Below are 23866 nucleotides of genomic sequence, written 5' to 3' on the forward strand. Positions count from 1 at the left end.
ACCAATTTGGTATCGCAGGTGCTGATGAGCCTTTTGTTTGAGTTGGAGACGATTTTAAGTAGTGGCATCTGAGATTGTATCCCGAAATAATTGTGTGAGTGACTCCACAACCTTCTCAGAAGAAAAGTTCTCTTCACAGTAGTTCCGACACTCTGTTCGAAGTTCCGACGAACCCCCTCGTTTGGCCCACATTCCCATCTGTTCGGCTATCGCATCAGATGAGGCATTTGCGCATAGCAGTTGTTCATTTAATGGGCCAATAACCTCCGGATTTGCGCCGACTGGAGTGCCAATTACTGGTGTACCACAGCTAAGAGACTCAATTGTGGAGAGTCCAAAGCCCTCTAGCTCTTTGGTTGGCATCACGGAGAAATCTGCAGCAGCATAGTATGTTGGTAAATCCTCTTCTGGAATAAATCCGAGCATCTCAACCTGATCTTCAATACCATGATCACGAACGCGCTGTTCAAGAGAGGAGCGGAGATATCCTTCACCACCGATCAATAAAAGCGCATCCGAATATTGTTCCGATATAATTTTCATCGCATCGACGAGCATTTCTAACCCAACACGAGCAACGAGCCGCCGAACTGTAAGGAAGATTGGCCGGTCCGTTGGAAGTCCAAGCTCAGTTTGAGCCTTTGTGGGATCATCTTCAAACGCAAAACGGTCTGTATCCACCGCCAACGGTACGATGTTTGGGTTACGGTCACTATCATGAACCCGGCTGAGTTCCTGAGACATAAATCGGCTCCGAGCAAGCAACATATCGGCGGTACTTACTACTCGCCTTTCAAGCCACTCAAAGCCATTATTCGCTATTCTGATTATTGGTGCTTTCCATCCATACTTTCCTCTTTCTAGGTGAATATTTATTTCTCTTGAAATTGGAGCGTGGTAGTTATATACCTGTGGAATGCTGGCAGAGGCCCGCTCCACACCGACTGACTGGAAGATGTTGTGGACATATGCAATATCAAAGTTTTGCTGTTCATCAAGCTTATCAACCAATCGAGGCAGTAGCCCGATGCTGGCTAGTGGATATGCGTGATATAACGGAGAATCCTCATTTGGACTTCGATATCTATAGATCAGATACTCACCGCGGGATTCGCGCCGGGCTGAATTGGTACTGAGAGTCCGAGTAACAACGACGACTTTATGACCATTTTGCACTAATCCTTCAATTTCCGTCAACAGTGACTTAGTAATACCTCCCGTTTGTTCTGGCCAGTATGCGTCCGAAACAACCAATATACTCAATTTCTTGGACATTTTATGCTTCACTTCACATTACAATTATGTAGGTATAATACATTTGGAAAGCGATAGCTAGGATCGGATGTGCTATAGAAATAGTCAACATACACTTATACCAATCTATATGAATGCGTGTATTTGACATGTATATAAAATCTATCTATGATCGGAAAAAGGTCTTGTAGATTAGACCCAACAACCTTTTAGGAAGAAGCCGGGCAGGTACTCTAACAGCGAGATTTATACCTCCAAGTATCCAACCATAAAATCCAGTATCGACAATCGACCGAATTAACTTAATCTCGCGACGGGCGATATGTACCCCTTGACGCCGGGTTGTCAATTCAGTAGCCCGAGCCTTGACAAGGATCTCTGGAAGGTTGGCAAGTTTCTTGCCATTCTGTAAAAGACGGCACCAAAGTTCGTAATCTTCTCCGTATTCCATTTCACGATAGTTTCCTACATCAAGCACGGCACTACGACGGAATGTCACAGTAGGGTGATTCATCGGGCTGCGATAGTATGCTGTCCTGTGTATTTTGCCCGATTCTATTGGAACCCTCCGAATCGATTGAATTTCGTCGGGAGTCGCTACAAACTCCCCAATATATCCACCGACGGCATCAGTTGACGGATTCGATTCAAAATATTCTAACTGCCTTTTCAACCGATTCGGACACGCTATGTCATCAGCATCGATAATTGCGACAAACTCTGATTCTGCTTTCTTAACTCCTATACCTCGGGCATGACCTCGGCCGCGCTCTTCAACAGAAACATCGCGTACCGAAAATTCTGATTTCTTTTCAAATTCTTTGATTACAGTAACTAATTCAGGTGGAAGTTTTTCATCGCGCACGATAATTAATTCGTCAGGGTTTCTGATTTGATTATTTATGCTAATAAGACAATCATGTAGCTCTTGAGGATCATCTCCTTCATATGTTGTCATTACTACAGATACAGTGGCATTCATGTGAGATACTCTAGACTCTGTCCAATGGGTATTGACCGGGAAAAATTCATCACTGACCTATTCATTACTGATAAATATAGACGGATATTGTTTGAGGGTTGTTCTGCTTGGGTTTCAACATTCACTCATCAATGTATCCTAGATCGGCTAATCTCGAATTGACGGAATCTCCAGTCTGGTCATCTTCTGTTGTCTTCTGTTTAATCCATCTAATATCGTCATCTTGCGGTATCCTTTTACTCATCTCTGTTCCCTCGGCAAAGAGTCCCGTCCGCACAGTTCCGTCCATTTCTTTGGGAATCGGTTCCTGATGAAGCGTGAGGAGAGTCGGTGCGATGTCTGTAATATTCATTTCCTCGACCGTCGCTTCTGGATCGACCGCAGGTCCGTACGCAATAAACAAGCCCGTGTCTTTGTTTTCCCCGGCCCAAGTATCCGGATCCACGAAGACTCGGTCGCTTCCCAATGCACCACTGATATGGATATTCGGGGCTTGGTCCAGTAAAATGTCCGGACCGTCATCAACGTACGGTCCCTCATAGACGATATCCGCCGCTTTTGCTGCCTCCACCACAAGCGTACCAGTCCGATCCCGAAGTCCGTCAAGTTCCTCCAGTAATTCCTCTCTGATCGCTCGTCGTTCTGATGTCGAATCGGTGAGAACGTATATCGGTCCCTGTCCACTCGCCACCGCCGTTGATTCTTCCCAGTCGATCAGTTCACTCTTTGCCTGTTTTTTGACCCGTCCTTCTGAGTCTGGAACTCGGCTTTTCACGCGATCCGGAACGATCTGTCGTGCTAGCGACCTGAATCCCAGTTGATTGAGAACTGGTAAGACACGTTCTCGTGTTATTCCAATCCGCTTCATCAAATCGTTCGCACCAGTCTGCCGGACGAGGTAGCCTTCCTCTTCAAGCCACGTGTTGATATTGAACTCCACCTCGATCCGATTCGATCCGTGGTCCGACATTACAAACAGGTGATCCAGTTCGTCACTCTCAAGCAGCGTTCCGATGTGTTCGTCGATGATCTCCCATCCGGTGCGGACGACATCGCGGTCCCAATAGAAGTGATGGAGGACGTTAATGTAGAAAATTGTCGCGTGGATCAGCGTGTACTCGCCCGATTCGAGCTGGTCTTCAAGCACTTGGAAGCGCTGTTCGATTAGGCGATGTATCTCGTCGACGCAATCGTTCTCTTGATTATCTTTCGACAGTTGGGAAAGGTGGTCCGGATGGACCTGATAGTCGTATTCGTCTCGAAGTTGATCCTCCAACCCATGGGGATGAGTGTACTCGGTTTGTTCGCAGTCCGGTCCTCCAGCAATGAACTTCCCGTTCACCTTAGATGGCGGCGATCCAGTCGGTAAATTGATCACGGACACGTTCCCATCAAGAAGATCCCAGTACTCACCGCCGTCGAACTGTTCGGAGGAACTGATCGGTTCAACTGTGTGAGTCTCTCTATTGACCCGCTCCCACCAGAAGACCCCGAGTTTTCCAGGATTGACTCCGCTCGCGTAACACCGCCAGTTCGGGGAGGTTACTGGCGGTAGACAACTCCTCATATCCATCGCTGCCCCTTCTGAAGTGAGCTTTGCGAGATTAGGGAGAACTCCAGAATCGATCCAGTCTTCTATCAGCTCAAATGCCGCCCCGTCAAGTCCAAGTACTACTGTAGTCATCGATGTTATAGGAGTAGGTTTGGTAGCTACTCGTACGAATAGTGCTAGACACGATATTTAGTATTTTTGTACTGTGCTGTAACACAGGGGTCGCGTTAAGTTAGAAGATGAGCCGGACGAGTTCTGATTCGATCGCCTCAGCGAACGTACCACGTGGATCGACCTCGTTTGTGGAGCGAGATCGAACGCACCGCTGAGCGATTGAAGTAGGGATCCGCTGTCACTTGGCTGGTACGTTACTACGTGAGGTAAGTAATCATTTTGAATTATTTGGGATCAAGCGGAGTCATGTCTCGATCCATAACTGGGTTGTCCTGAGTCTCCGCCCCAGGAATCGACTGGCGCGCACAAAAAGCCGCCCGTCGACGAGACTGCGAACCACAGTTCCAAACACTGGCGGGAGTACCCAAAACGCCTCGTGGGCAGTGACTACCCGCCGACGCTGTTGAGCGCGCTATTCAACTCGAAGCACTCACGGACGACATCGCTGTCCGCGACCCGATACCGGCGTGGTGACGTGTTCGGAACGTCCTCGATGAGTTCGACCTCACATTCTGCTTGACGGACACGGGTTGCGTCTTCGATCGACTGCTCCGGGAAGGCAGACACGAGGTTGCGCAGGCGAGAGGCAGGTTCGGCGGGTACACGACTAAAGACCGATTGCGGCCGCCTCGGGATCATCACCACCCCTACCCCACCGTGTCGAGTGTTCTTTTCGAGACAGGGTGGGACACTTTCCCTTGAGACCCCACTGTGTCGAGTGTTCGAGCAGAACCACTTGGGACCATCCGAACAACGCTGACCGACCTCACCGCCTCACGTCATCCGCGTCGCCACGCCTGTCGGGAGCGTAATAGAATCGAAATCCCCGAACGACATCGCCGACGACACCGACGTTGAACTCGTACTGGCAACATCGGTCTTTCCGGGCGGGCAGTACGAGAGACACACCGTACACCGAGTGAAATTGAGTGATGAACCCCTGGTCAAACTATCGTCACACACGTCGAACCGAGTGACACCTGCCGAAACGGTACAACGCAGCCAACGCATCCAGTTCAGTTAGGACGACACCCCGACCAGACTCTAGGGCTTACAGACACACCTGATAACGAGTGAGTTCCAACCAAAGTGAACAGACCGCAAACGTCCATCGTCTCACCACCAAGGCCCAAATTACTCGGCTTATTTATTCTGCCAGCAGAACAACGGTTGCCAATTTCACTCGGTGCCTGCTGTGTAATGTTAGGCTGTGTAGTATTTATATTCCGTCCAAACCCAGTCTAGAAGAGATAGAATTCGTCTGTTGTGTACCTCACTCGGTACAGGGTCGGTGGCATTTCATGAGCTGAAGTATTTACCGCACCCCCCGCGTTCATCGCCACCCCCACCCCACCATGTCAAGTGTTCTTCCCGGGACGGAACGGGACCGCTGAGACCCCCCACATCCAATGTTCGTACGACGCTAGCCAGGGCCACCCGAACGAAACCGATCGAACTCATCCGATCCGCGTTGTCACGCCCTTCGGGAGCGCAATAGAATCAAAATCCCGAACAACATCGCCGACAATATCGAGATCGACGTCGAACTCGTACTGGTAGTAGTGTCCGCCCGCCCGCCCCTCGTTTTTCATCTGGCGATCGAGGATGCCGAGCATCGCCAGATCCGCGAGATGGTCGTGCATTCGCCGACGGACGAGCGGGTCGACGTTGGAGCTCTCCGCGATACGTCGATACAGCGGGTACACGTCGCGGATCCGCGCCGGGGTCTCCTGCTCGAATGCGAGCTGTAACATGGCTACGAGCGCGAGATGCCCGTGCTTCGTCAGCTCGCGCATCCCGTGTTCGACCTGACTCTGCTCGAGTTTCTCGCGAGCCTGATGGACATGCTCCTCTGTTAGTCGCTCCTCGCTGTTCGTCCGCGCAATCTCACCGGATTTATACAAGATATCTAACGCCTGTCGGGCACTTCCCGTGTCCTGCGCCGCGATAGCCGCACACAACGCGACCACGGCGTCGTCCACCGCGTCGTCGTACATCGCCCCGGCCACTCGCTCTTCGAGGATGGCGCGCAGCTCCGGGGCGTTGTACGGCGAGAAGTGAATCTCCTCCTCGCAGAGGGTGTCTTTCACCTTCGGAGAGAGGTCGTCTCGGAAGCCGAAATCGTTGCTGATGCCGATCACGCCGGGTTTCGCTTTTGAGAGGTAGCCATTTGAGCGGGCTCGCGGGATCTCATACAGGATTTCGTCGTCGCTGCCGATGTGATCAATTTCGTCGAGGACGAGGAGGACTGTCCCGCCAATCTGATCGAGTTCCTCATACAGGATATCAAACACACGCTGTTGGGGATACCCGGTCGTACTGATCCGGTCGTCTGCGGGTCGCAGTTGGTTCACGAGATTAACTGCGACTTGGTAGGACGACGAGAGGTTCGTACAGTTGAGCCAGCAGACCGAGAGTTCGACGTCGTCGTACTGCTCTGTATCTCGTTGTAGCTGTTTCAGCAGATAGCGGGACACCGCGGTCTTCCCGACGCCCGTTTTACCGTACAGGAAGATATTCCGGGGTTGTGCGCCGTTAACGATCGGCTGAAGCGCGGCCGTGTACGTCGAAATCTCGTCCTCGCGAGCGGTAATCGAATCCGGCTGATAATCCTCGCGGAGCATGTCCTCGTTGCGGAAGATCTCTGTGTCCCGTGTGAACGTCGCCATCCCCTGTCACGTTTGATTCCGTCTGTACGGATAAATCCACCGTGTCAAGTGTGTCGTGTGTACGTACAGATAATCCAAGTCTATCGGTTTGCACCTGACGTAGTGGAGTGTCACTCGGTCAGTCCTCATCGATAACAACCGAACGGAACACTCGACACGGTGGGGTGGGACACAGAGATACTCAGTTACCCGTCTCGAACACTCGACGCAGTGGGGTGTATTCTGAGACATACCCTCAATTCTCATCGAGAACACTCGACACGGTGGGGTGGGGGATCTGACTGGCTACTCCAACGAGGAAAGCACTCGACACGGTGGGATGTCGAGCGCTCGGCCCACCGACTCGCTGCTTGCTTCATATTCAGAGTCGGCGGCGAGGTGGTGAAGGAGCGCAGCGACGACGGCGTTGACGACTCGAACATCGTCGAGGCCCAGGACCTCGTCTAGCACGGTCGGTTACGCAATCGGATCTGCGACCAGACCCAGCACGCCCAACTGCTGCTCGGAACGTTCGCGTACCTCGAAGAACGAGGCGCGACGCCGGTCCGTTCGAAGACGATCAAGACGCGGTACGAGCGCGCGGCGGACTCACACACCGTGAAACTCGGAAGCTTCCGGCATACCCCGATGCGGCGACTACGCTCACAGATACGCGTCGAGACCTCCTGCTCGAACGCGAGCGCCACCCGTCTCGAACAGTTGACGCAGTGGGGTGTGATGAGAGACCTGTGGTTGGTCGTCTCCAAGAACACTCGACACGGTGGGGTGTAGGGGTCGACTACTGCCTAGTGAAAAAAGCACTCGACATGGTGGAGTATCAGGAACCCGTCCCGCTCTCCTCACGCACCAACTCGCTCGCCTGCTCTACGTCCTCCGGCGTGTTCACGTTCACGCGCTCACCCAGCCGCACGGTCTCGACCTCGTACCCCGCCCGCACCAGCAACCCCACGGCCTCGCTCAGCTGGTACTCGCCCTCGGCTGACGGCCGGAGCAGCGCACATGCGTGAAAGACGTCTTCAGGCAACACGTAGACCTTACTGCTGGGTCAACCTCGCTGGCCGCCTTGCCTCTCTTCTGGGCAGCGATTCCTCAACAGAGGGATTCAATCTCAGACCCAAGCGATCGGCTGGGCTCGAACCCCAACTCAGCACGAGCTTTCTGTATTGATGGGCGACTTCGCTCGATATCTCCGTCACGAGCTGCGACGTGGGTGATACGCGAATCTGACTCAACTGTGTCAACGATCAGCTGTGCGAGAGATTTGATTGAAATACTTTCCCCGGTACCGATATTGTACGCTTCTCCAGGTGTTCCGTTCACCGCGGCAAGGCAGTTTGCGGCAACGACATCGTCGACGTGGACAAAGTCACGCGTCTGTTTGCCGTCCCCGTGAACGGTGATGTCTTCTCCACGACGCGCTTGCCCGAGGAAGACATCGATAACACCACTGTACTGCCCACCGCGCTGGCGCGGTCCGTACACATTAAAATACCGAAGCATAATCGTCTTTACGTCGTACAGCTCGTTGTAGAGCCGACAATACTCCTCAGCCGTGAGCTTTTCTAATCCATACGGAGACGCTGGTGCCTTCGGGTCCGTTTCTCGAATTGGCACCGAGTCTGGAGTTCCGTATACTGCCGCGCTTGACGCGTAAATAAATCGGGCATCTTCCTCCCGAGCGCATTCAAGCAACTGGAGCGTCGCATCCACGTTTACTTCGTGGCTGTCCACCGGCTCCTCGACGGATTGTTCAACGCTCACGTTTGCTGCTTCGTGAAAAATGAGGTCTGCTCCCGCGGCTGCTTCTTCCGCTGCCTCTGAATCTCGGATGTCGGCTTCAATGAGAGTCGCTTGGTCAGCAACCCACTCGCGACGGCCGCTCGAAAGATTATCGAGAACGGTGACGTCGTTGTCAGTAACCAGCGTCTCGACGAGGTGACTTCCGATAAAGCCGGCACCACCGGTCACGAGTATCGACTGACCTGTCGGTGTGTTCATAAGAGGTCTCTATAGCTCAACCGTAAGTGCTGTCGGTTTTTGATTTCTCTGCCAGTGATTGGTCGTTACAAGCCACCACGATTTCCGAGGCTCCAGTAGAACATGACACAGTGCGGTAATCCAGTAATCTACTTCGAGCTCTCTGTAACGAGACGCATAGCATCCGCAAATACTTTCCAAATCTGTCGAATTACGATCTTCATATCGAAGCTGAATGACTGTCGTTTGATGTACTGTAGATCGTATCGGATCTTCCGGTCCGGTTCCTTCCCCGTCACGTCGTTGATCTGTGCGAGGCCGGTGAGCCCGGGCTTTACGAACCACCGTTTCGGCCAGTCATCGACGCCGTGTTGAATGTCGGCATCGATCTCAGGGCGCTCCGGCCGCGGCCCAACAACGCTCATCTTCCCCGATAGCACTGCCCACAGCTGTGGAATCTCGTCGAGATGTGTTTGGCGGAGTACCCGCCCAACACGTGTCACTCGAGGGTCAACACTTCCTTCGTCCTCATCACTGATCTTCACGCCGGTCGCCGACTCAGCGTCTTCGACCATTGAGCGGAACTTGTACACGTCAAACGTTTCGCCGAATACGGCTGTCCGCTCCTGCTGATAAAGTATTGATCCGCCGTCATCAAGTTTGATCGCGATGGCGATAGCGACAATCACCGGAGAAAGCACAAGCAGTCCGATCCCCGCAAACCCAACATCGAAGGCTCGCTTGAGGAGATGATCTTGGATATCCCACGGCTCGATGTCAATATCAACGAGCACGCCCGGGTCGTCCTCTGCGAGCAGCACAGCGTCGGCAGCATTGCGGTGGGCCTTTGCGGCGACTCCGTGCTCATAGCAGGCGTCGAGCGTGCCAAAGAACTCAGCCCGGTCTGTCTCCCCAAACGCGAGGATCACGGTGTCGATGTCGTGGTTGACCAGTACATCCTCGAGTCGAGAGAGGCCACCCAGCTGATCGAGGCCTGTCTCTATCCGGTAGCCACCGTCTGCGGCGGACGTGACATCGGCGTCTCTCGCTTTGTGGTCCTCTCCAAGGCGGCCCTGAGCCGTACCTTGTGGCTGTGTTGGAAACAGATATCCAAGTAGTGTGAGATCCGTTTCACGCGCAGCCTCAGCGACGCGGGAAATTTCGATGGGGTCGTCCCCGACGACAATCGCCCGCTCGCTGCGGGCCTCCGGGCGGCGCAGCCAGATGAACCACGCCGGCAGGATGACGAGTAGCATCGGCGTGATCAACACTAGTGTTAGCCGCGGCACCTTGTACGTGTAATCGAAGTAGCCGATCGTCGCCAAGGCGAACACAGCCACAAAAACGCGCTTGTGTGCGAGCGCGACGATGTCGAGAATTCGCCGCGGCCGCGGCTTGTAGAGGGGGACGAACGCGCCTGCCACCACCGCCACGGTCAGCGCAACCTCAATGACGAACTCTGCGCCCGCGGGCGGGTCGACGGTTAGGCGCCCGAGGATGGGGACCATCGATGCGGCCGCCTGAACGGTCCCGTTGTTGGCGAGCATCACCGCGAGCCCGACCAAGGCGGCGACGCCCCCCACGCTCGCGATCCGATACTGCCAGCCGGTGTCCATCGCTACAACGTGTCAGTCACATCCTAATAAGCGTCGCGTCTCACGGGCGGGTGCTGTTCACAGATGTTCGAGTTGGAAGCCCACGGTGTAGCCATGAGAGAAAGCTGATAGCCGAAGGGAATCGGCTAACTCGTCATGATTTCCGGTGTGTACGGCGTGAGCCAGTAAGTGAACGCGGACGACAATGCGGCGCAGCACTTCGGGATGTGGCACGTCGGTCGAGGCCCCCAGTCGTCTCGGCGGACGGACAACAGTTAGCTTGGCCTCAAGTCTGGAACGGTGACACCAAGTCGTAGATTCACTGCCTACCCGGACAGTCCGAGGCCGAGCCATGGACACGCCTCACTCTCCACGACCGACCCGCTTCAGATGAGCAAAGTAGGGTGGGTAGTCGGCCTGCGAAACACAGCAGTACTTCTTAGTACCAGAAATGTCAATTGCCGCTGATGCGTGGGTCCCTCCTCCCTCGACTGGCAGTAGCCCTCCTCGTTTTGAGCAGCACAGGTGTGGTCGCCGTGAGCGCCGATGACCCGGCGATCCAACTATCGTCGGTAACAGTAACACCCGACGATCCAACTACCGGCGAACAGGTCACCATCGATGCCACCATCTCAAACCTTGAAAATAGTGATACTATTGTCGATGTAACAAGCCTCTATGTCCGATCAATAGGAACTACAGAAGAGTTTGCCCGCATCGAGAATGTCGGATCGATTTCTCCTGGTGGATCACTGTCTGTCCCAATTTCAGCGACCTTTGAGACTGCCGGGCAAAAACAACTTGATGTTAATCTCGTTGTACAAGATACCAACGGCGACTATCATTCGTACACTTACCCAGTTTACGTTGAAGTGTCTGAATCGGTGGTTAGAGCTGACCTATCGGCAACAGCCACCGAAAACGAGTCTGAGACAGTTGAAGTCGCACTAACGAACTTTGGCAACACCAACCTCACCGATGTCGAAATCACTGCCGCAGCTGGTGGTGATGTCTTTGAGCGTAACTTTGCCCGTGACGTGTCACCCGAGTCAAGCCAAGTAACCAGCTTCGATACAAGCGGTGTTGTGTCAGACACGGTTGAGTTTACCGCGACATACGATGCTGCTGGCGCTAGTCACTCTACGTCGCTTGTCACCGACATCAACGAGGAGACACAAGTTCCCGGGGAAATCCGACTCACCGCAGTTGAGGTCTCACGCACCGGCTCTGGGGTCATGATCGAAGGTGATGCCGCGAACCTTGGTGGGACCGATGCTGATTCTGTGCTCGTTCAGGTCAACGAGACTGCTGATGTCCACCCTGTTTCGCCGTCAGGTGAGTACTTTGTTGGTGGTGTTGAGGCCAGCGAGTTCGCCACGTTTGAACTCACCGCACAGACCGAGTCCAATGCCTCAGTGGTCCCCGTTACAATCACGTATATCGTTGATAACGAGCGTGTGACGACGACACAGCAGGTCGACCTGACGGCTACCGCCATGGCTGTAAGTCCCAGCGCGACGCCTGGCGACAGCGCCGCCACCAGCAGCGGTGCGGCCACCTCTCACTCTGGAGCCGGTGAGCAAGGCGGGCTCCCACTCCCACTACTTGCTGGCGGTGTTGTGCTCATCACAATTCTCCTCGCCGGCGTAGCCTACAGGTGGCGCAGCCAATGAGCGTTATTGCCCTTGACGATGCGATAAAACGATATCACACCGGCGGCGAGATCGTTGAGGCGCTGGCGAGTGTCGACTTCCGTGCTGACCGCGGCGAGATGGTTACCATCATCGGTCCCTCTGGATCGGGTAAGAGTACGTTGCTGAATATGATTGGATTACTCGACACGCCAACGATGGGCCGTGTCCGGCTCAACGGCCGTGATGTCACCGAGTTTTCCATCGATGAACTGACGGAGGAACGGCGGTCAGACATCGGATTCGTCTTTCAGGATTATCACCTGCTTCCGATGCTCACAGCGGTCGAAAACGTCGAACTGCCAACGATGTGGGATACCGACGTTGATAGACGTGACCGGGCTGTTGAGTTGCTCACCCGCGTTGGACTCGGTGACCGACTGACACACAAGCCAACCGAACTATCGGGTGGCCAGCGCCAACGAGTTGCTATTGCGCGTGCGCTGATCAACGAACCGGACATTCTCTTGGCGGATGAACCAACTGGGAACCTCGATCAAGACACTGGCGCAACCATCTTGGATGAACTAACGAGACTCAAGCAAAGCGAGAATATCGCCATTGTCGCGGTCACTCACGATGAGCAGCTAGTGGAATACGCTGACCGGGTTGTTGAGTTAGTTGACGGAACTATCAACACATGAGCAAGCGACATCCCCTGCGCCGGTTTCCCAGTGCCCTGATGGCGTGGCGAAACCTTGGCCGCAATCGTGTGCGGACTGCCCTCGCGACACTCGGAATCCTGATTGGTGTTGTTTCGATCGCGTCGTTGGGAATGGCGACGGCAGCAATTCAACAACAAGCTACTGCGAATCTTGAGGGCTTATCGAATGAAGTGATCATCTCCGCAGGACCCGATAATCCCACTGATGGGATCTCTGCCGACCAGGTTGATGATATTGAGCGACTCGCAGGCGATGCAACGGTTGTACCTGAACGAAGTAATGTCACAACGCTCTCAGCCCGAAACGGCGCTGAGACTCGTATTAGCGTCACCGCACTGACGAAAGCGGATGCCCTGTATAATGTCTCGCAGGGACGTATCTCGAACCGCCTCCAGTCAGGTGCGTTGCTCTCTCAAGCAGAGGCTAGTCGGCTTGGGATCGAAGTTGGTGATCCGATCACCTATGATGGACAACTCTACCGCGTTCAGGGGATCCTCTCGTCATCTCAGGGACTCGGCGGCCAAGCACGAGTGCTTGTGTTGCCACTCTCAGCGATGGATGAACAGAACTATTACGATTCAGTAACTGTTTTGATAACTCCCGACCAATCGGTAGAGCCGCTTACAGCTGATATTCGGTCGTCATTCAATACTGCTGACGAAGAAGTTGTACGCGTCCGGAACTTCGCCTCGGTACAGCAGAACGTTGGATCGTTTTTGCGGACGCTTCGACTCGGACTTCTGGGGATTGGATCAATCTCACTGGTGGTTGCGAGCGTTGCGATTCTCAATGTAATGTTAATGAGTACTGTTGAACGGCGAGGCGAAATTGGTGTTCTTAGAGCTGTCGGCATCACCCGGGGTGAAATTCTCCGCATGATCCTCACTGAAGCGGTGTTTCTCGGGGCAATTGGCGGCGTGTTAGGCGTCGTTGTTTCCGTCGGTGTCGGTGTAGTCCTGTTTGAATTCCTCGTTGGGAGTCCTCTGAGTGCCTTTCGCTGGCAAAGCGCTCAGTACCTCTTGTACGGCATGGTGTTTGCGGTTACCGCAAGTGCGCTTAGTGGGGTGTATCCAGCATGGAAAGCCGCAAATGAACGCCCGGTAGAGGCACTTCGGGATTGACTTCATATTTTGAATACTTCTGTTGAATTACCATACGGCAGCGAGATCGGTTACTCACCCACAGGAGTTGAAGCGGGAGCCCTCAGTGCTCATGGCGCACATCTCCCGCTTCACCGAGGAAGTTGTGCCGGTTGTTCAAAGAGTTATTGGCGATGGCGGCGAATCTGCCGCCTCGAATGACGGCAGCGAGTTTAGTGAACTACACTAGAGACGGCTCGATGTAGTTGCGCGGTGTACTTCGGTTAGTTCTGAACGCGATTCCGGGGCTGGTAGCCCAGATCGCGTCGAACCGCACTTTTAAACGGTAACGAGCAGAATTCTACGGGTCACCGCACCCGTGGATGAATGCGACAATCGCCCGAGTTAAACCGAATCATTAAGTCCCGCACCCCAACGTGTTAGTTAGTGGAGCAGACGTTCAAGTATCGAGTGTACCCGACAGAAAGCGTGGCGAGCGAAGCTCGCAGACACATCAACATCTGCCGGGAAGTGTACAACCACGCACTCAGAATATACGACTCTGCTCCAAACGGCGACAAGCCAACGTACACCCAACTCCAGAACAAACTCCCTGCGTGGAAACGACAGTGGACAACGTGGAGTGACGTGAACTCCAAGTGCTTGCAGATGGCCGTCCGACGCATCTTTTCGAGCCTGAGTGTTCTCAAGTCACTCAAGTCCAAGGGATACAACGTTGGGAAACTCAAGTGGAAATCACCACGAGAGTACCGCAGTATCGTGTTCAACCAATCTGGCTTTGACGTGGATAGTAACACGGGCCGAACCGAACACGCCACTTTGGAACTCTCGAAAATTGGCACGATGGATGTGGACTACCATCGCCCACTTCCCGAAGACGGCAATATCAAAGAAGTTCGTCTCAAGGAAGAGAAATCAGGAAAGTGGTATGCGTCGGTCGTTGTTGACCACGACCCAGAACACCCCGAGAAACCCGCTGTCGAAGACATCCGCCTTGAAGATACCGCAGGTATCGACCTTGGCATCCTCAAGTTTGTTCACGATTCTGACGGCAACGCTGTGACGCCGTTGGATGAGTCAGAAGACCGTGAGCGAATCGAAAAACGTCACCGAGCGTTATCTCGCAAGCAACACGGCTCGAACAACTGGGAGAAAGCGCGAGTCAAACTCGCTGAAGCCTACGAACGGTTGGCGAACAAACGCAAGGACTTCATCGAGAAACTCGCTCACTCGTACACGACACAGTACGACGCCGTGTTTTTGGAGAAACTCAACGTTCGCGAGATGCTTGAACAGGATTCGAATGGGCGGAACATCGCGTCTATGTCGTGGAGTGAGGCCATCAAGACGTTCGAGCGTCACGGGAATAAGAACGGTTGTCACGTCGTTACGGTTCCACCAGAAGGAACAACAAAGCGGTGCGCTCGGTGTGACGTTGAGTCTGACAAAGCACTCTGGGTTCGTGAACACTCGTGTCCGGGTTGTGGGTTCGAGGCTGACCGGGACGAGAACGCCTCGTACAACGTTCAGAAACATGGGATGGACGAGTTGGGTGTGGATTACGAGGTGGATGCGGTAGTAGGTCTGGGAGAGGCCGAATCAACGCCTGCGGAGACTGCGCTCCCTTCGGGTGCGGACGTGAACGACGAATTGTCGTTCCGTCTCGTGCCTGCAAAGCGCGTCGTAGAAACAGGAAGCCACGGGTCACCCGACCCGTGGTAATTCACTCGGCGGAGGCGGATGGATGGGGGAGGGGAGATGGCATGAGAACGGGGATGCGCAAAGGGACAACCTCGCTCTCACTAGGGACCTGTAGTCCCCAATCATATAGTAAATATTGGCTGGTTAATATTTTTTGATTTTTGTATTGCGGAACCTCCGTTGTACAGAGAAGCACGACATCGCCAGAGAACGCGGAGCCGGGGATGTCAGCCGGCTCGCGCTGGGCTGCTCTTCGTGCGTCGGTGGTCGAGCATGCCGACGAGTTGACTGGAGAGCAGCGTATTTGAGAGCCGGTCCGTGACGTGGACTGCGTGGACCCGCTCTGTCAGGGACTTTTGGTCCCAAGCTAAGTGTTATGGATTGACTGGTGAATAGTTTTTGATTCGGTGACCCGTATTGCGGTTGTCGCAATAGCTGTTGCCAATAGATTGTGTCTGACGCAAATTAATACGTCCTGACCCACACCATCCGGTACTTGATGATTCGTTTCACAACCTCTCACGCGGAAGATGTTGAGACACGACCGTACTGTCAACACAACCAACCCCGCCGAGTGGAGGGCCGCTAATGAAGCTTGCAACGATCGGGGTCGGTAACGCCGGCAGTAAGCTTATCGACCAGATGATTGAGTTTGAATTCGAGACTGGTCGCAATCTGTGCCGACACGCGCTTGTTATCAACACGGCTCGGACAGACCTCGCCAAGCCGCAGCATCTTGATGAAGAGCGCCGCGTGTTGATCGGCGATACCCATCAGAAAGCTCGGGGACATGGTGTCGGTGGCGATGCTGAAATTGGCGCCGAGGTTGCGAAAACTGATATTGATGAGATCAGACGTGTCTTCGACGATGTCGAAATTCACGAGGTTGACGCCGTCTTAGTCGCTGCTGGACTTGGCGGCGGAACCGGCAGTGGTGCTGCTCCGGTTGTCATCGACGAATTACAGAAGATGTACGATGAACCGGTGTACGGGCTCGGGGTATTGCCGGGTACATACGAAGGCGGCCGGCCAGCACTTAACGCTGCTCGCTCGCTCCAGTCATTCGTCAACAAAGTCGACAACTTCATCGCGTTCGACAATGATGCGTGGCGTTCCCGCGGACAGACGATTGAACAGGGGTACGAGGAGATGAACGAAGAGCTCGCAACACGCATCGTCACTCTCCTTGCTGCCGGTGAGGTTGATGAATCAGAGGTTGGTGAAAACGCGATGGACTCGAGTGATATTATGCGAACGCTCGATACTGGCGGTGTCTCCTCAATTGGCTATGCGTCGACTGATGTTACGCCCGCAAAAGAAGGACTGCTAGCAAACTTCAAAGAGTCTGAAGAATCGCAGAGCGACTCGACTGATGCCGCAAAAATCAAGGGGTTAGTTCGTCGCGCAACGAATTCCCGGCTTACTGTCCCGTGTGATGTCTCGAGTGCTGATCGCGCACTCATTGTCTTTGCCGGGCCGCCAGATGTTATTTCACGAAAAGGCGTCGAATCCGCTCGCGAGTGGCTTGAACAAGAGGCTGACACCGTTGATGTGCTTGCTGGCGACGATCCTCGACCTGACTCATCGACGCTTGCGGCCGTGGTGTTGCTCTCCAACGTGACTGAAACGCCGCGCATCAATGAGATTCAAAACCAAGCGGTTGACGCCCAGGATAAGATACAACAACAGGATGCAGTCCGCGAAGAGGAGATTCAGTCGTTGATTACGGATGACGATAATGACTTGGACCCAATTGTTTAGCCGGATGTACAGGGAACTGGCCACCTTACGTCATGATACGGCTCGCCCCCGTCGTCACGGTGGACTGCGGCTCGTGGGCGTATGAAACTCGCGCTCGTTGGCGTTGGGGGGTGTGGCACGCGACTCGTTGATCGATTCGTCCGCACCGAACGTCACACTGGCCGATCAGTAACCAACGAAAACGTCCTTGCGTTCCATACCGAGTCACAACCCTTCCGCCAGACGACAGCAGTATCTACCGACCAACAAGTCCTGCTCGGTGACACCCATCCGGCAGTGCTTCGACGAGATACGAGTACAACGACTGCCCGCCGTGAGCAAACCACTTGCTCTCGCGATACACCGTCGACACACTCGGACACCGTTGAGTCCGAGAGTCATCAGGGCACACCTTCTGACACCTCAGAACGTTCCGATGGCACCCAGTCCGTGCCCAACGAGTATGGCGTCGGTGGTGACCCTGATGTCGGCGCACAAGTGGCAATGGCTGACCGCCCAGAAATCCGTCGTGCACTCGACCGGATTGATGAAACAGAGGTGGCAGCGACACTACTCGTGGCTGGACTCGGCGGTGGGACCGGGTCCGGAGTTGGAAGCGTTCTTCTAGATGAACTCACAGCTATCCATGAAACACCCGTGTACGCGCTTGGTGTTCTCCCGGCTGCCACAGAGCCGGCTCAGCGAGCTCTGACCGCCGCCCGCGGTCTCCAAACACTCGTTCCACGCGCAGACTCTGTCTTTCTTGTCGACAATGAGGCTTGGTGTCAAAATGAAGACACCGTCATGGACTGCTACTCGTCGACCAACACCATGACCGTAGAGCGACTCCTGAGCGTATTCGGTGTTGGCGAGCGCGCGACTACGTCTTCGTCCGAACTTCGCGTTGATCCTGCGGACATCACACGCACGCTTGATCTTGGTGGGGTAACGACAGTCGGCCGTGCGACGACGCCGATCGACGCTGAAACTAGCGGCGTTTTGACTCGAGTACTTCGGCTACTTCGCCGTTCTTCATCGGCTGCCGCCACGCCGGTTGACGCATCACAGATCAAGACACTGATTGGCCAAGCCCTACAGTCGAAATTGACGCTACCTTGTGAGATTACCTCTGCGGACCGCGTTCTGCTCATCCTCACCGGTCCGCCAGATACAATCTCCCGGAAGGGATTCGAGACCGGTCGATATCTTCTCGAAGAGGAAACAGAGACCGTTGAGGTTCTGGCCGGCGACGAGCCCGTTCACCACAGTACAGAACTCACAGCAACCGTTGTCCTCTCTAACGTGACTTCCGTTCCACGAATTGATCAACTCCAACATCGAGCGGTTGCTGCCCAACCTGGTTCCGACACAAATGAGGCCACGGCAGCCCCACCACAGGCTGAACGCGCCGATACGTCGTCAGGCACCGATCACCGATCTGCGCAGTCGCGTTCAGATACCGACACAGCACGCAATGCGTTTGACTTTGGTGATGTCGAAGTGAATGCTAACACGGTAGACTCTCCAGAAGAATGAGGTGTGACACATCCAAAACGAACCGGAGCTCTGTCGAGATAGAAATTCTGAAAGCGACGTATGACGCACTACTCAAGCACGGCTACGCCGACCTTTCTGTCACCCGCATCGGCAATGAGCTTGATAAGTCCAAATCAGTAATATACCACCACTATGATACAAAAATGGACCTGCTTAGCGCGCTTCTCGACTTTGCTGTCGATACGTTCCTGTCGCGCATTGAAACCCACCCAAACCGTGGCCCTACAGAAAAGCTCGACCACTTCCTTGAACGACTACTTACGCCAGATCCCGCCGAAGAGTTCCAGTTACAGGCTGTGCTTGTTTGTTTTCGGTCACAAGCAGTCACGGACCAGAAAATTCGGGCCCAGTTCACGCGGATCGATCAGCGCCTAGCCGCAACTATTCAGGACATTATCGCACGGGGCATCCAGAAGGGCGTATTTTGTGACGTTGATGTGTCACAGGTCTCAGAACATCTTCTTGCGGTAATAAACGGTGTAATAAGTAATCGCCACACAACCGACAGAGAGGGCGTAGCCACAACAGCGCATGCGTCCGTCGTGTCATACGTCGAGTCTGAACTCAAACAATCTTGTTGAAGTATCGCCGAACGAGTTCCAGCACCAGTGGGAGCAATCTGCACACGACATTGAACCCATGTAAAATAGCCTTTGATACACCCCTGTGGTCACCCTTCGCACTCACAGTGGCATTCTAATGTAGGCGCCACACCAACCGAAACGGTAATCGGTACCCCCACACAGAGAAGGAACAATGCCCTCGCCCGAGGACACGACTGCGGCTACCCGTGCGTTCCTCGATGACCACCCCGATGCTGAAGAAGCGCTTGTAGCGCTTGTTGAGCGTAATGCCCAGGGAGAGCCGTGGACCTTTGATGAAATCGAACTTGACTCCGGCCAGTTTGGAGAACTCGTTGCCCGTGACATCGCGACTAGTGTCGATGGTGGCTACCGGCTGGTTCATCCCTCCGCGATTCGATCTGTCCTCACGACGACGACCGACTCTCAGGTAAGCACGACCTCACCAGACTCCGAAGTCTCTCCGCCTCCACAGAAATCTACCTCACCTGACGCGACCGAGTCAGCTGCTCCTTTGGGTGTGATTGCTTCTTTCGTGCCCGACCCAGTGACCACGCTCGCGCTTGCTGGCACTCTTGTCGTCGTAGCGGCGGCACGACTTGTGGCTACACCCGCCGTGTTCCGCGATGGATTCGTCGTGTCACCATCCAACGACACGTACTTTTTCCGATACTGGCAGGAACAACTTGCGGCGCGTGCTAGTGGCATTTTTGATTTTGGGTTGTTTGCCGACATGGGTGGTGCTGCCAGCGCTCGCCCGCTTGCACACGCAACAAATTGGTGGCTGACAGTCCTGCTTGGCGGAGTTGATGCCGCACCGACAGTCGCTGCGTGGTTGCCGGTTTTGTCCTCTATCTGTGTGGGGTATCTTGTTTACCGCGTTACCGTCACCCTCACTACCGACATCCGAGTTGCACTCGCAGCAGTGGTCTTTTATGGCCTTGCTCCCGCCAACGTGGTGTACACGTCAGTTGGTTTTCTCGACCATCAAGCACATCAGTATCTCTGGCTCGGTCTGCTTGTCACGACTCTCACCATACTCGGAAGCGACCTTCCACGGCGTCGGGCCACAACCGACACAACCGCCGCCGCAAAGGCACATGCTCGCGACCCAACGATGTGGGTGGTCGCAACTGGTCTCGCAATCGCTGTCGCCGCCTCTGCTCACACTTGGGGAGGCTCTCCGCTTACGTTCATTCCGGTGGCGGCGGTTGTGGGAATTCGTGTTGTGCTTGATGTCCGCCACGACGTGCCGCCGGTTTCTGCTAACCTCCCGCTGCTTGCCGGTCTCGGGTTTGGTGCTGGGGGAGCGCTCACCGCCCACCTTACACTTGGCTGGCATGAATCACTTGCCGCAGTCACCCCTGTTCTCGTGGCCGCTGGTGGGGTTGTCGTGGTTGGTCTTGGCACACTCTGGCGTCGCCTCGCGCTGCGGCCGGCTGGACTTGGTGTGGTCAATGTTGTTGTCGCGATCGGTGGGCTTGCTGGCTACGTACTCGCCCGTCCCGACGCCATCAGCCGTATTCGAACCCGCGCCAACGACCTGTTCGGTCGCGGAGGGATCTCTGAGACAGTCTCGCTGTTTAACCCAGACTTTGCTGTGGTGCTTGGCCCTCTGTTCCAACTCGGGCTTGGGTTTTATTTCGCGATCGTTGTGCTTGCGATCCTTACCTGGGTGCTTACTCGTCGGTATGAGCCTGGCTGGCTCGTACTCGTTTGCTTTGCGTGGTACTATGTGTTACTCGCAACGATCCAGGTGCGCTTTGCTGGCCAATTAGCCATCGTCATTGCGCCGTTTGCCGGAATCGGTCTTATCTATCTGCTTTCGTTGATTGACCTTACACGACCGGTTGCGGTACTTGACCCGCCTGAACAGCAGGGTGTAGATTCTGCTCCTGGTGTCGCTCGTAGCCTTGCTGACAGCAGTTTCAACTCTGCTACCAACTCACACGACGATACTGCCCAAGCCTCGGCATCGATTACATCGCTTCAGTTGCCAGCCGAACGGGGTAAACGAGGCTATCTTGTTGGCGCAATCATCGTTGTGTTACTGTTTAACCTCGTACTTGTCCCATCGCTCGTTGGGCAAACAACGTATGATCGTGCGCAGTTTGACGCTGCTCTTGAAGTCAGCGCACACGCGAACGAGACTGCCCGTGAGTATCCGCAAAACTTTGTGTTGAGCCAATGGGATGACAACAGAATGTACAATTACTTCGTGAGTGGCGAAGCGCGGAGCTATGGATACGCGCGACGTATTCATGATGAGTTTCTTGCGACAGCCAACCCAGATAAGTGGTATAAGCAACACCACTCGCGTGTTGGCTACGTCGTGATCACAGAACAGGATCGTGAAGCCGTAGGAAATACGACGTATACGGCGCTGTACGAAGGTCTTGGTGTGGGGGCCAACGGGACAAACTCTGTCGGCCGATACCAACTGATTCACACCGACAGTGATGTTCGAACCTTCGCACTTGTTCCTGGTGCCAGCATTCAGGTCACAAATCCATCTACACCGTCAGTAACCGCAGTTACAAGCGTAGACTTTGGTGGCGTAGATTACGAGTACTCCCGGACCGCAGCGGTTGTTAACGGCACGGCAACGGTCCGGGTTGCTTACCCCGGTACCTACCAAGTTGGAAATTCTACGGTCACGATTACTGATCGCGACATCCTTGCGGGTAATCAGACAGCTGTTTCTGTTGGTTAATATCATTATCTAATTGATGTTTCCTGCCCTGAACAGTAGTTGCCGAATCAAATGCTCTACCATGCTAACCAAGCCGTTGAGTTTACGTATTTCACGATCATAGCGGATTTCACGGTGACAGGTGTCTCTCCGGAATACGACGTACTCACCGGTCATCCCGGTCAGGTTTGAGTGTGAACTCAACCGTCGTCTGTTGAGAGAACGAAACTGCGGAAGATCCGTGTTGAGATCAGCAGAGTCTCTGGAACTGTGTCATCTGGGGCCAATAGTTGGCTAACACCCACAGATTGTACAACGAGACCGCGAACAAAACGTAAACCAGTCGGACCGAGAACGTCGGTGACGACGTTCTCGGGAGGAAATCGCCGAGCTGTCGATATGACGTTTTGATCCCCCAGCTGTGGCGGAACGCCGGTGCGTATGCTTTCGCTGTCGATGAGTTCACGTCCAAACTCCTTACGAACCAGACGTGCTCGTCTTCGTTTGTGCGGTACGGAACCGCGAAGACTGTGAGATCTACCGACGCCGCTGGTTTGCGCTTTCGCTAATCGTGTACTCGTCAGCAACCGTCTCAGCGCCGGCGCTGAGACGGTCATTCATTCTACTGCCCGGACCCACACGCACAGATGTCTGTTGTTCCAACTCCGCGACGACATGGACTTTGTAGAACTCACGGTCGAGGTAGACGTGTCGAATGGAGACGTACTGTTTGGCTGTTTCGAGCAACGAGCGAACGGCGTCGCGCTTGGCGCGAAAGCCGTTCGCGTCCATCGGGACCACCGCAAGCGTAAATTGTGTGCGAGGAGCGACGATACATAGTGTTGCGAAGCAAAACGCCTTGTTCGTCCCGAGGTCAGGGTACGTGGTTAGGATGTGGTCTGCTTTGTTGAATCCACAGAAGGCAGCAGGATCGGGTCATTCTGTACACGGTTCAGGACCGCTGCCGAGAGAATGTAGAGATGGACTCTTGCTAGGGAGAGCACGGATCGAGATCGTTGGGTGGATCGATCCAATTCATCGACGACGAAAAACGAGATAACCGCGTCTTCAGCGATCGTAATCACCGTGCTGTCATCGGATTCAACAGAGCAGATGTGGTCTGTGTCACCAGAGCCGTAGAAGCGCCACTCGTGCAGATCGATGGCAACATCGACGAACGCAGGAAGTCGGCGTTGAGACCGGAGGACTTCGAGCACTCGATCTTGGACGCCATCGAACTGGTCGGTGATGATGTCTGCTGAGAAATTGCGCAGGTGATACAGCAGCGATTTAACGAGTGAATTAGGTGCCCTAGTAGTGATATCGACGTGTTCGTGACCATTAAGTTGGAGCGTTTTCCCACTCGTCTTTGCGAATTCCTGATCAAAAGCAATCCGAGAGAGGATTTCTCGGAATTTCTCTCTCGTGTACTTCCCACACGGTTTCACGCCGAATTCAAGTTCTGGAAACAGCACCGTCGACGCAGTACAGCAAACTTGTTTCGCCTCAACTGTCTGGACCACCTGTTGACTAACACTGCCCAGCGTGAGGAGTCTCAGTCATCTTCGGCAACTACTGTTCAGGGCGGGGTTTTAGCCTTGTAACTTCGATAAAGCGTGTGAATACTATCTAGAGAATCCTCGCACTTTAGCGTAAGGAGAGTGTCAAAGCGATACATTTGATTTATAACCCTGATTAGAAGCCTACCGATAATCGCTGATCTTGAAAATGGCCTCAAGAAGCCCGCTATCTCCCTTGAGAACGGTTATCATGACTTCCCAGTCCCACAAAGCATATATAATAACCGCCACAAGCCTGAATCGCAGACCCTACCCCATCCCAATGCGACACCAATGCGAGTAACCTCCGTCAAGTCTGGTCGCGCCACCGACGTGGTGTTGGTAACTGACGAACAGGCGACCCAGATGGAGACAAA

General features: G+C 54.2%; 16 protein-coding genes and 1 pseudogene. 8 read left to right on the forward strand and 9 right to left on the reverse strand.

What is annotated here, in order from left to right:
- Positions 1–54: 54 nt before the first annotated feature.
- The 7 genes and pseudogenes from DVK05_RS00120 to DVK05_RS00160 all read right to left on the reverse strand — a co-directional run bounded on the left by DVK05_RS00120 (position 55) and on the right by DVK05_RS00160 (position 10224).
- A complete protein-coding gene (locus DVK05_RS00120; RefSeq protein WP_121561441.1) occupies positions 55–1275 on the reverse strand; it encodes a glycosyltransferase family 4 protein in 1221 nt (406 codons plus the stop codon).
- A 145-nt stretch (positions 1276–1420) separates the two neighbouring features.
- Positions 1421–2236 carry a glycosyltransferase gene (locus tag DVK05_RS00125; protein ID WP_233559338.1) on the reverse strand — a complete coding sequence of 272 codons (816 nt, stop codon included), beginning with the start codon at positions 2234–2236 and terminating at the stop codon, positions 1421–1423.
- Between the two features lie 121 nt (positions 2237–2357).
- The gene (locus DVK05_RS00130; RefSeq protein ID WP_121561443.1) at positions 2358–3920 is read right to left on the reverse strand and encodes an alkaline phosphatase family protein; all 1563 of its coding nucleotides are present in this window, start codon (positions 3918–3920) and stop codon (positions 2358–2360) included.
- Positions 3921–5419: 1499 nt separating this feature from the next.
- The gene (locus DVK05_RS00140; protein WP_121561445.1) at positions 5420–6631 is read right to left on the reverse strand and encodes an orc1/cdc6 family replication initiation protein; all 1212 of its coding nucleotides are present in this window, start codon (positions 6629–6631) and stop codon (positions 5420–5422) included.
- Between the two features lie 817 nt (positions 6632–7448).
- Positions 7449–7661 (reverse strand): annotated as a pseudogene (locus tag DVK05_RS00150) (sugar nucleotidyltransferase); the annotation flags it as partial.
- A gap of 59 nt (positions 7662–7720) precedes the next feature.
- Complete coding sequence (locus DVK05_RS00155; protein ID WP_121561447.1) at positions 7721–8629, reverse strand: NAD-dependent epimerase/dehydratase family protein; 909 nt, start codon at positions 8627–8629, stop codon at positions 7721–7723.
- Between the two features lie 128 nt (positions 8630–8757).
- On the reverse strand, positions 8758–10224 hold the full coding sequence (locus DVK05_RS00160; RefSeq protein ID WP_121561448.1) for a sugar transferase: 1467 nt from the start codon (positions 10222–10224) through the stop codon (positions 8758–8760).
- Between the two features lie 446 nt (positions 10225–10670).
- On the opposite strand from DVK05_RS00160, the gene DVK05_RS00165 reads away from it, so the two are divergent.
- The 8 genes from DVK05_RS00165 (at position 10671) to DVK05_RS00200 (ending at position 21951) form a co-directional block, all read left to right on the forward strand.
- Entirely contained in the window at positions 10671–11876 is a 1206-nt protein-coding gene (locus tag DVK05_RS00165; RefSeq protein WP_121561449.1) for a hypothetical protein, read from the forward strand.
- Positions 11873–12538, forward strand: a complete 666-nt coding sequence (locus tag DVK05_RS00170; RefSeq protein ID WP_121561450.1) for an ABC transporter ATP-binding protein — start codon at positions 11873–11875, stop codon at positions 12536–12538. The genes DVK05_RS00165 and DVK05_RS00170 overlap by 4 nt, the downstream gene beginning before the upstream one ends.
- The gene (locus DVK05_RS00175) at positions 12535–13680 is read left to right on the forward strand and encodes an ABC transporter permease (protein WP_121561451.1); all 1146 of its coding nucleotides are present in this window, start codon (positions 12535–12537) and stop codon (positions 13678–13680) included. Before DVK05_RS00170 ends, DVK05_RS00175 begins: the two co-directional genes overlap by 4 nt.
- A gap of 405 nt (positions 13681–14085) precedes the next feature.
- Positions 14086–15381, forward strand: a complete 1296-nt coding sequence (locus DVK05_RS00180; RefSeq protein ID WP_121561452.1) for an RNA-guided endonuclease TnpB family protein — start codon at positions 14086–14088, stop codon at positions 15379–15381.
- 567 nt (positions 15382–15948) lie between these two features.
- The gene (locus DVK05_RS00185) at positions 15949–17121 is read left to right on the forward strand and encodes a tubulin/FtsZ family protein (protein WP_121561453.1); all 1173 of its coding nucleotides are present in this window, start codon (positions 15949–15951) and stop codon (positions 17119–17121) included.
- 81 nt (positions 17122–17202) lie between these two features.
- Positions 17203–18636: a cell division protein FtsZ gene (locus tag DVK05_RS00190; RefSeq protein WP_121561454.1), complete on the forward strand. Its 1434-nt coding sequence runs from the start codon at positions 17203–17205 to the stop codon at positions 18634–18636.
- Positions 18633–19238, forward strand: coding sequence for a TetR/AcrR family transcriptional regulator (locus tag DVK05_RS00195; protein ID WP_121561455.1), 606 nt, complete (start codon positions 18633–18635; stop codon positions 19236–19238). The genes DVK05_RS00190 and DVK05_RS00195 overlap by 4 nt, the downstream gene beginning before the upstream one ends.
- Positions 19239–19413: 175 nt before the next feature.
- Entirely contained in the window at positions 19414–21951 is a 2538-nt protein-coding gene (locus tag DVK05_RS00200; RefSeq protein WP_121561456.1) for a hypothetical protein, read from the forward strand.
- A gap of 516 nt (positions 21952–22467) precedes the next feature.
- Here DVK05_RS00200 and DVK05_RS17465 read toward each other — a convergent pair.
- The gene (locus DVK05_RS17465; protein WP_233559337.1) at positions 22468–22722 is read right to left on the reverse strand and encodes a hypothetical protein; all 255 of its coding nucleotides are present in this window, start codon (positions 22720–22722) and stop codon (positions 22468–22470) included.
- Between the two features lie 95 nt (positions 22723–22817).
- On the reverse strand, positions 22818–23453 hold the full coding sequence (locus DVK05_RS17470) for a hypothetical protein (protein WP_233559336.1): 636 nt from the start codon (positions 23451–23453) through the stop codon (positions 22818–22820).
- Between the last annotated feature and the right edge of the window lie 413 nt (positions 23454–23866).

This window comes from Halorubrum sp. Atlit-8R (assembly GCF_003666025.1).
Classification (GTDB): Archaea; Halobacteriota; Halobacteria; order Halobacteriales; family Haloferacaceae; genus Halorubrum; species Halorubrum salinarum.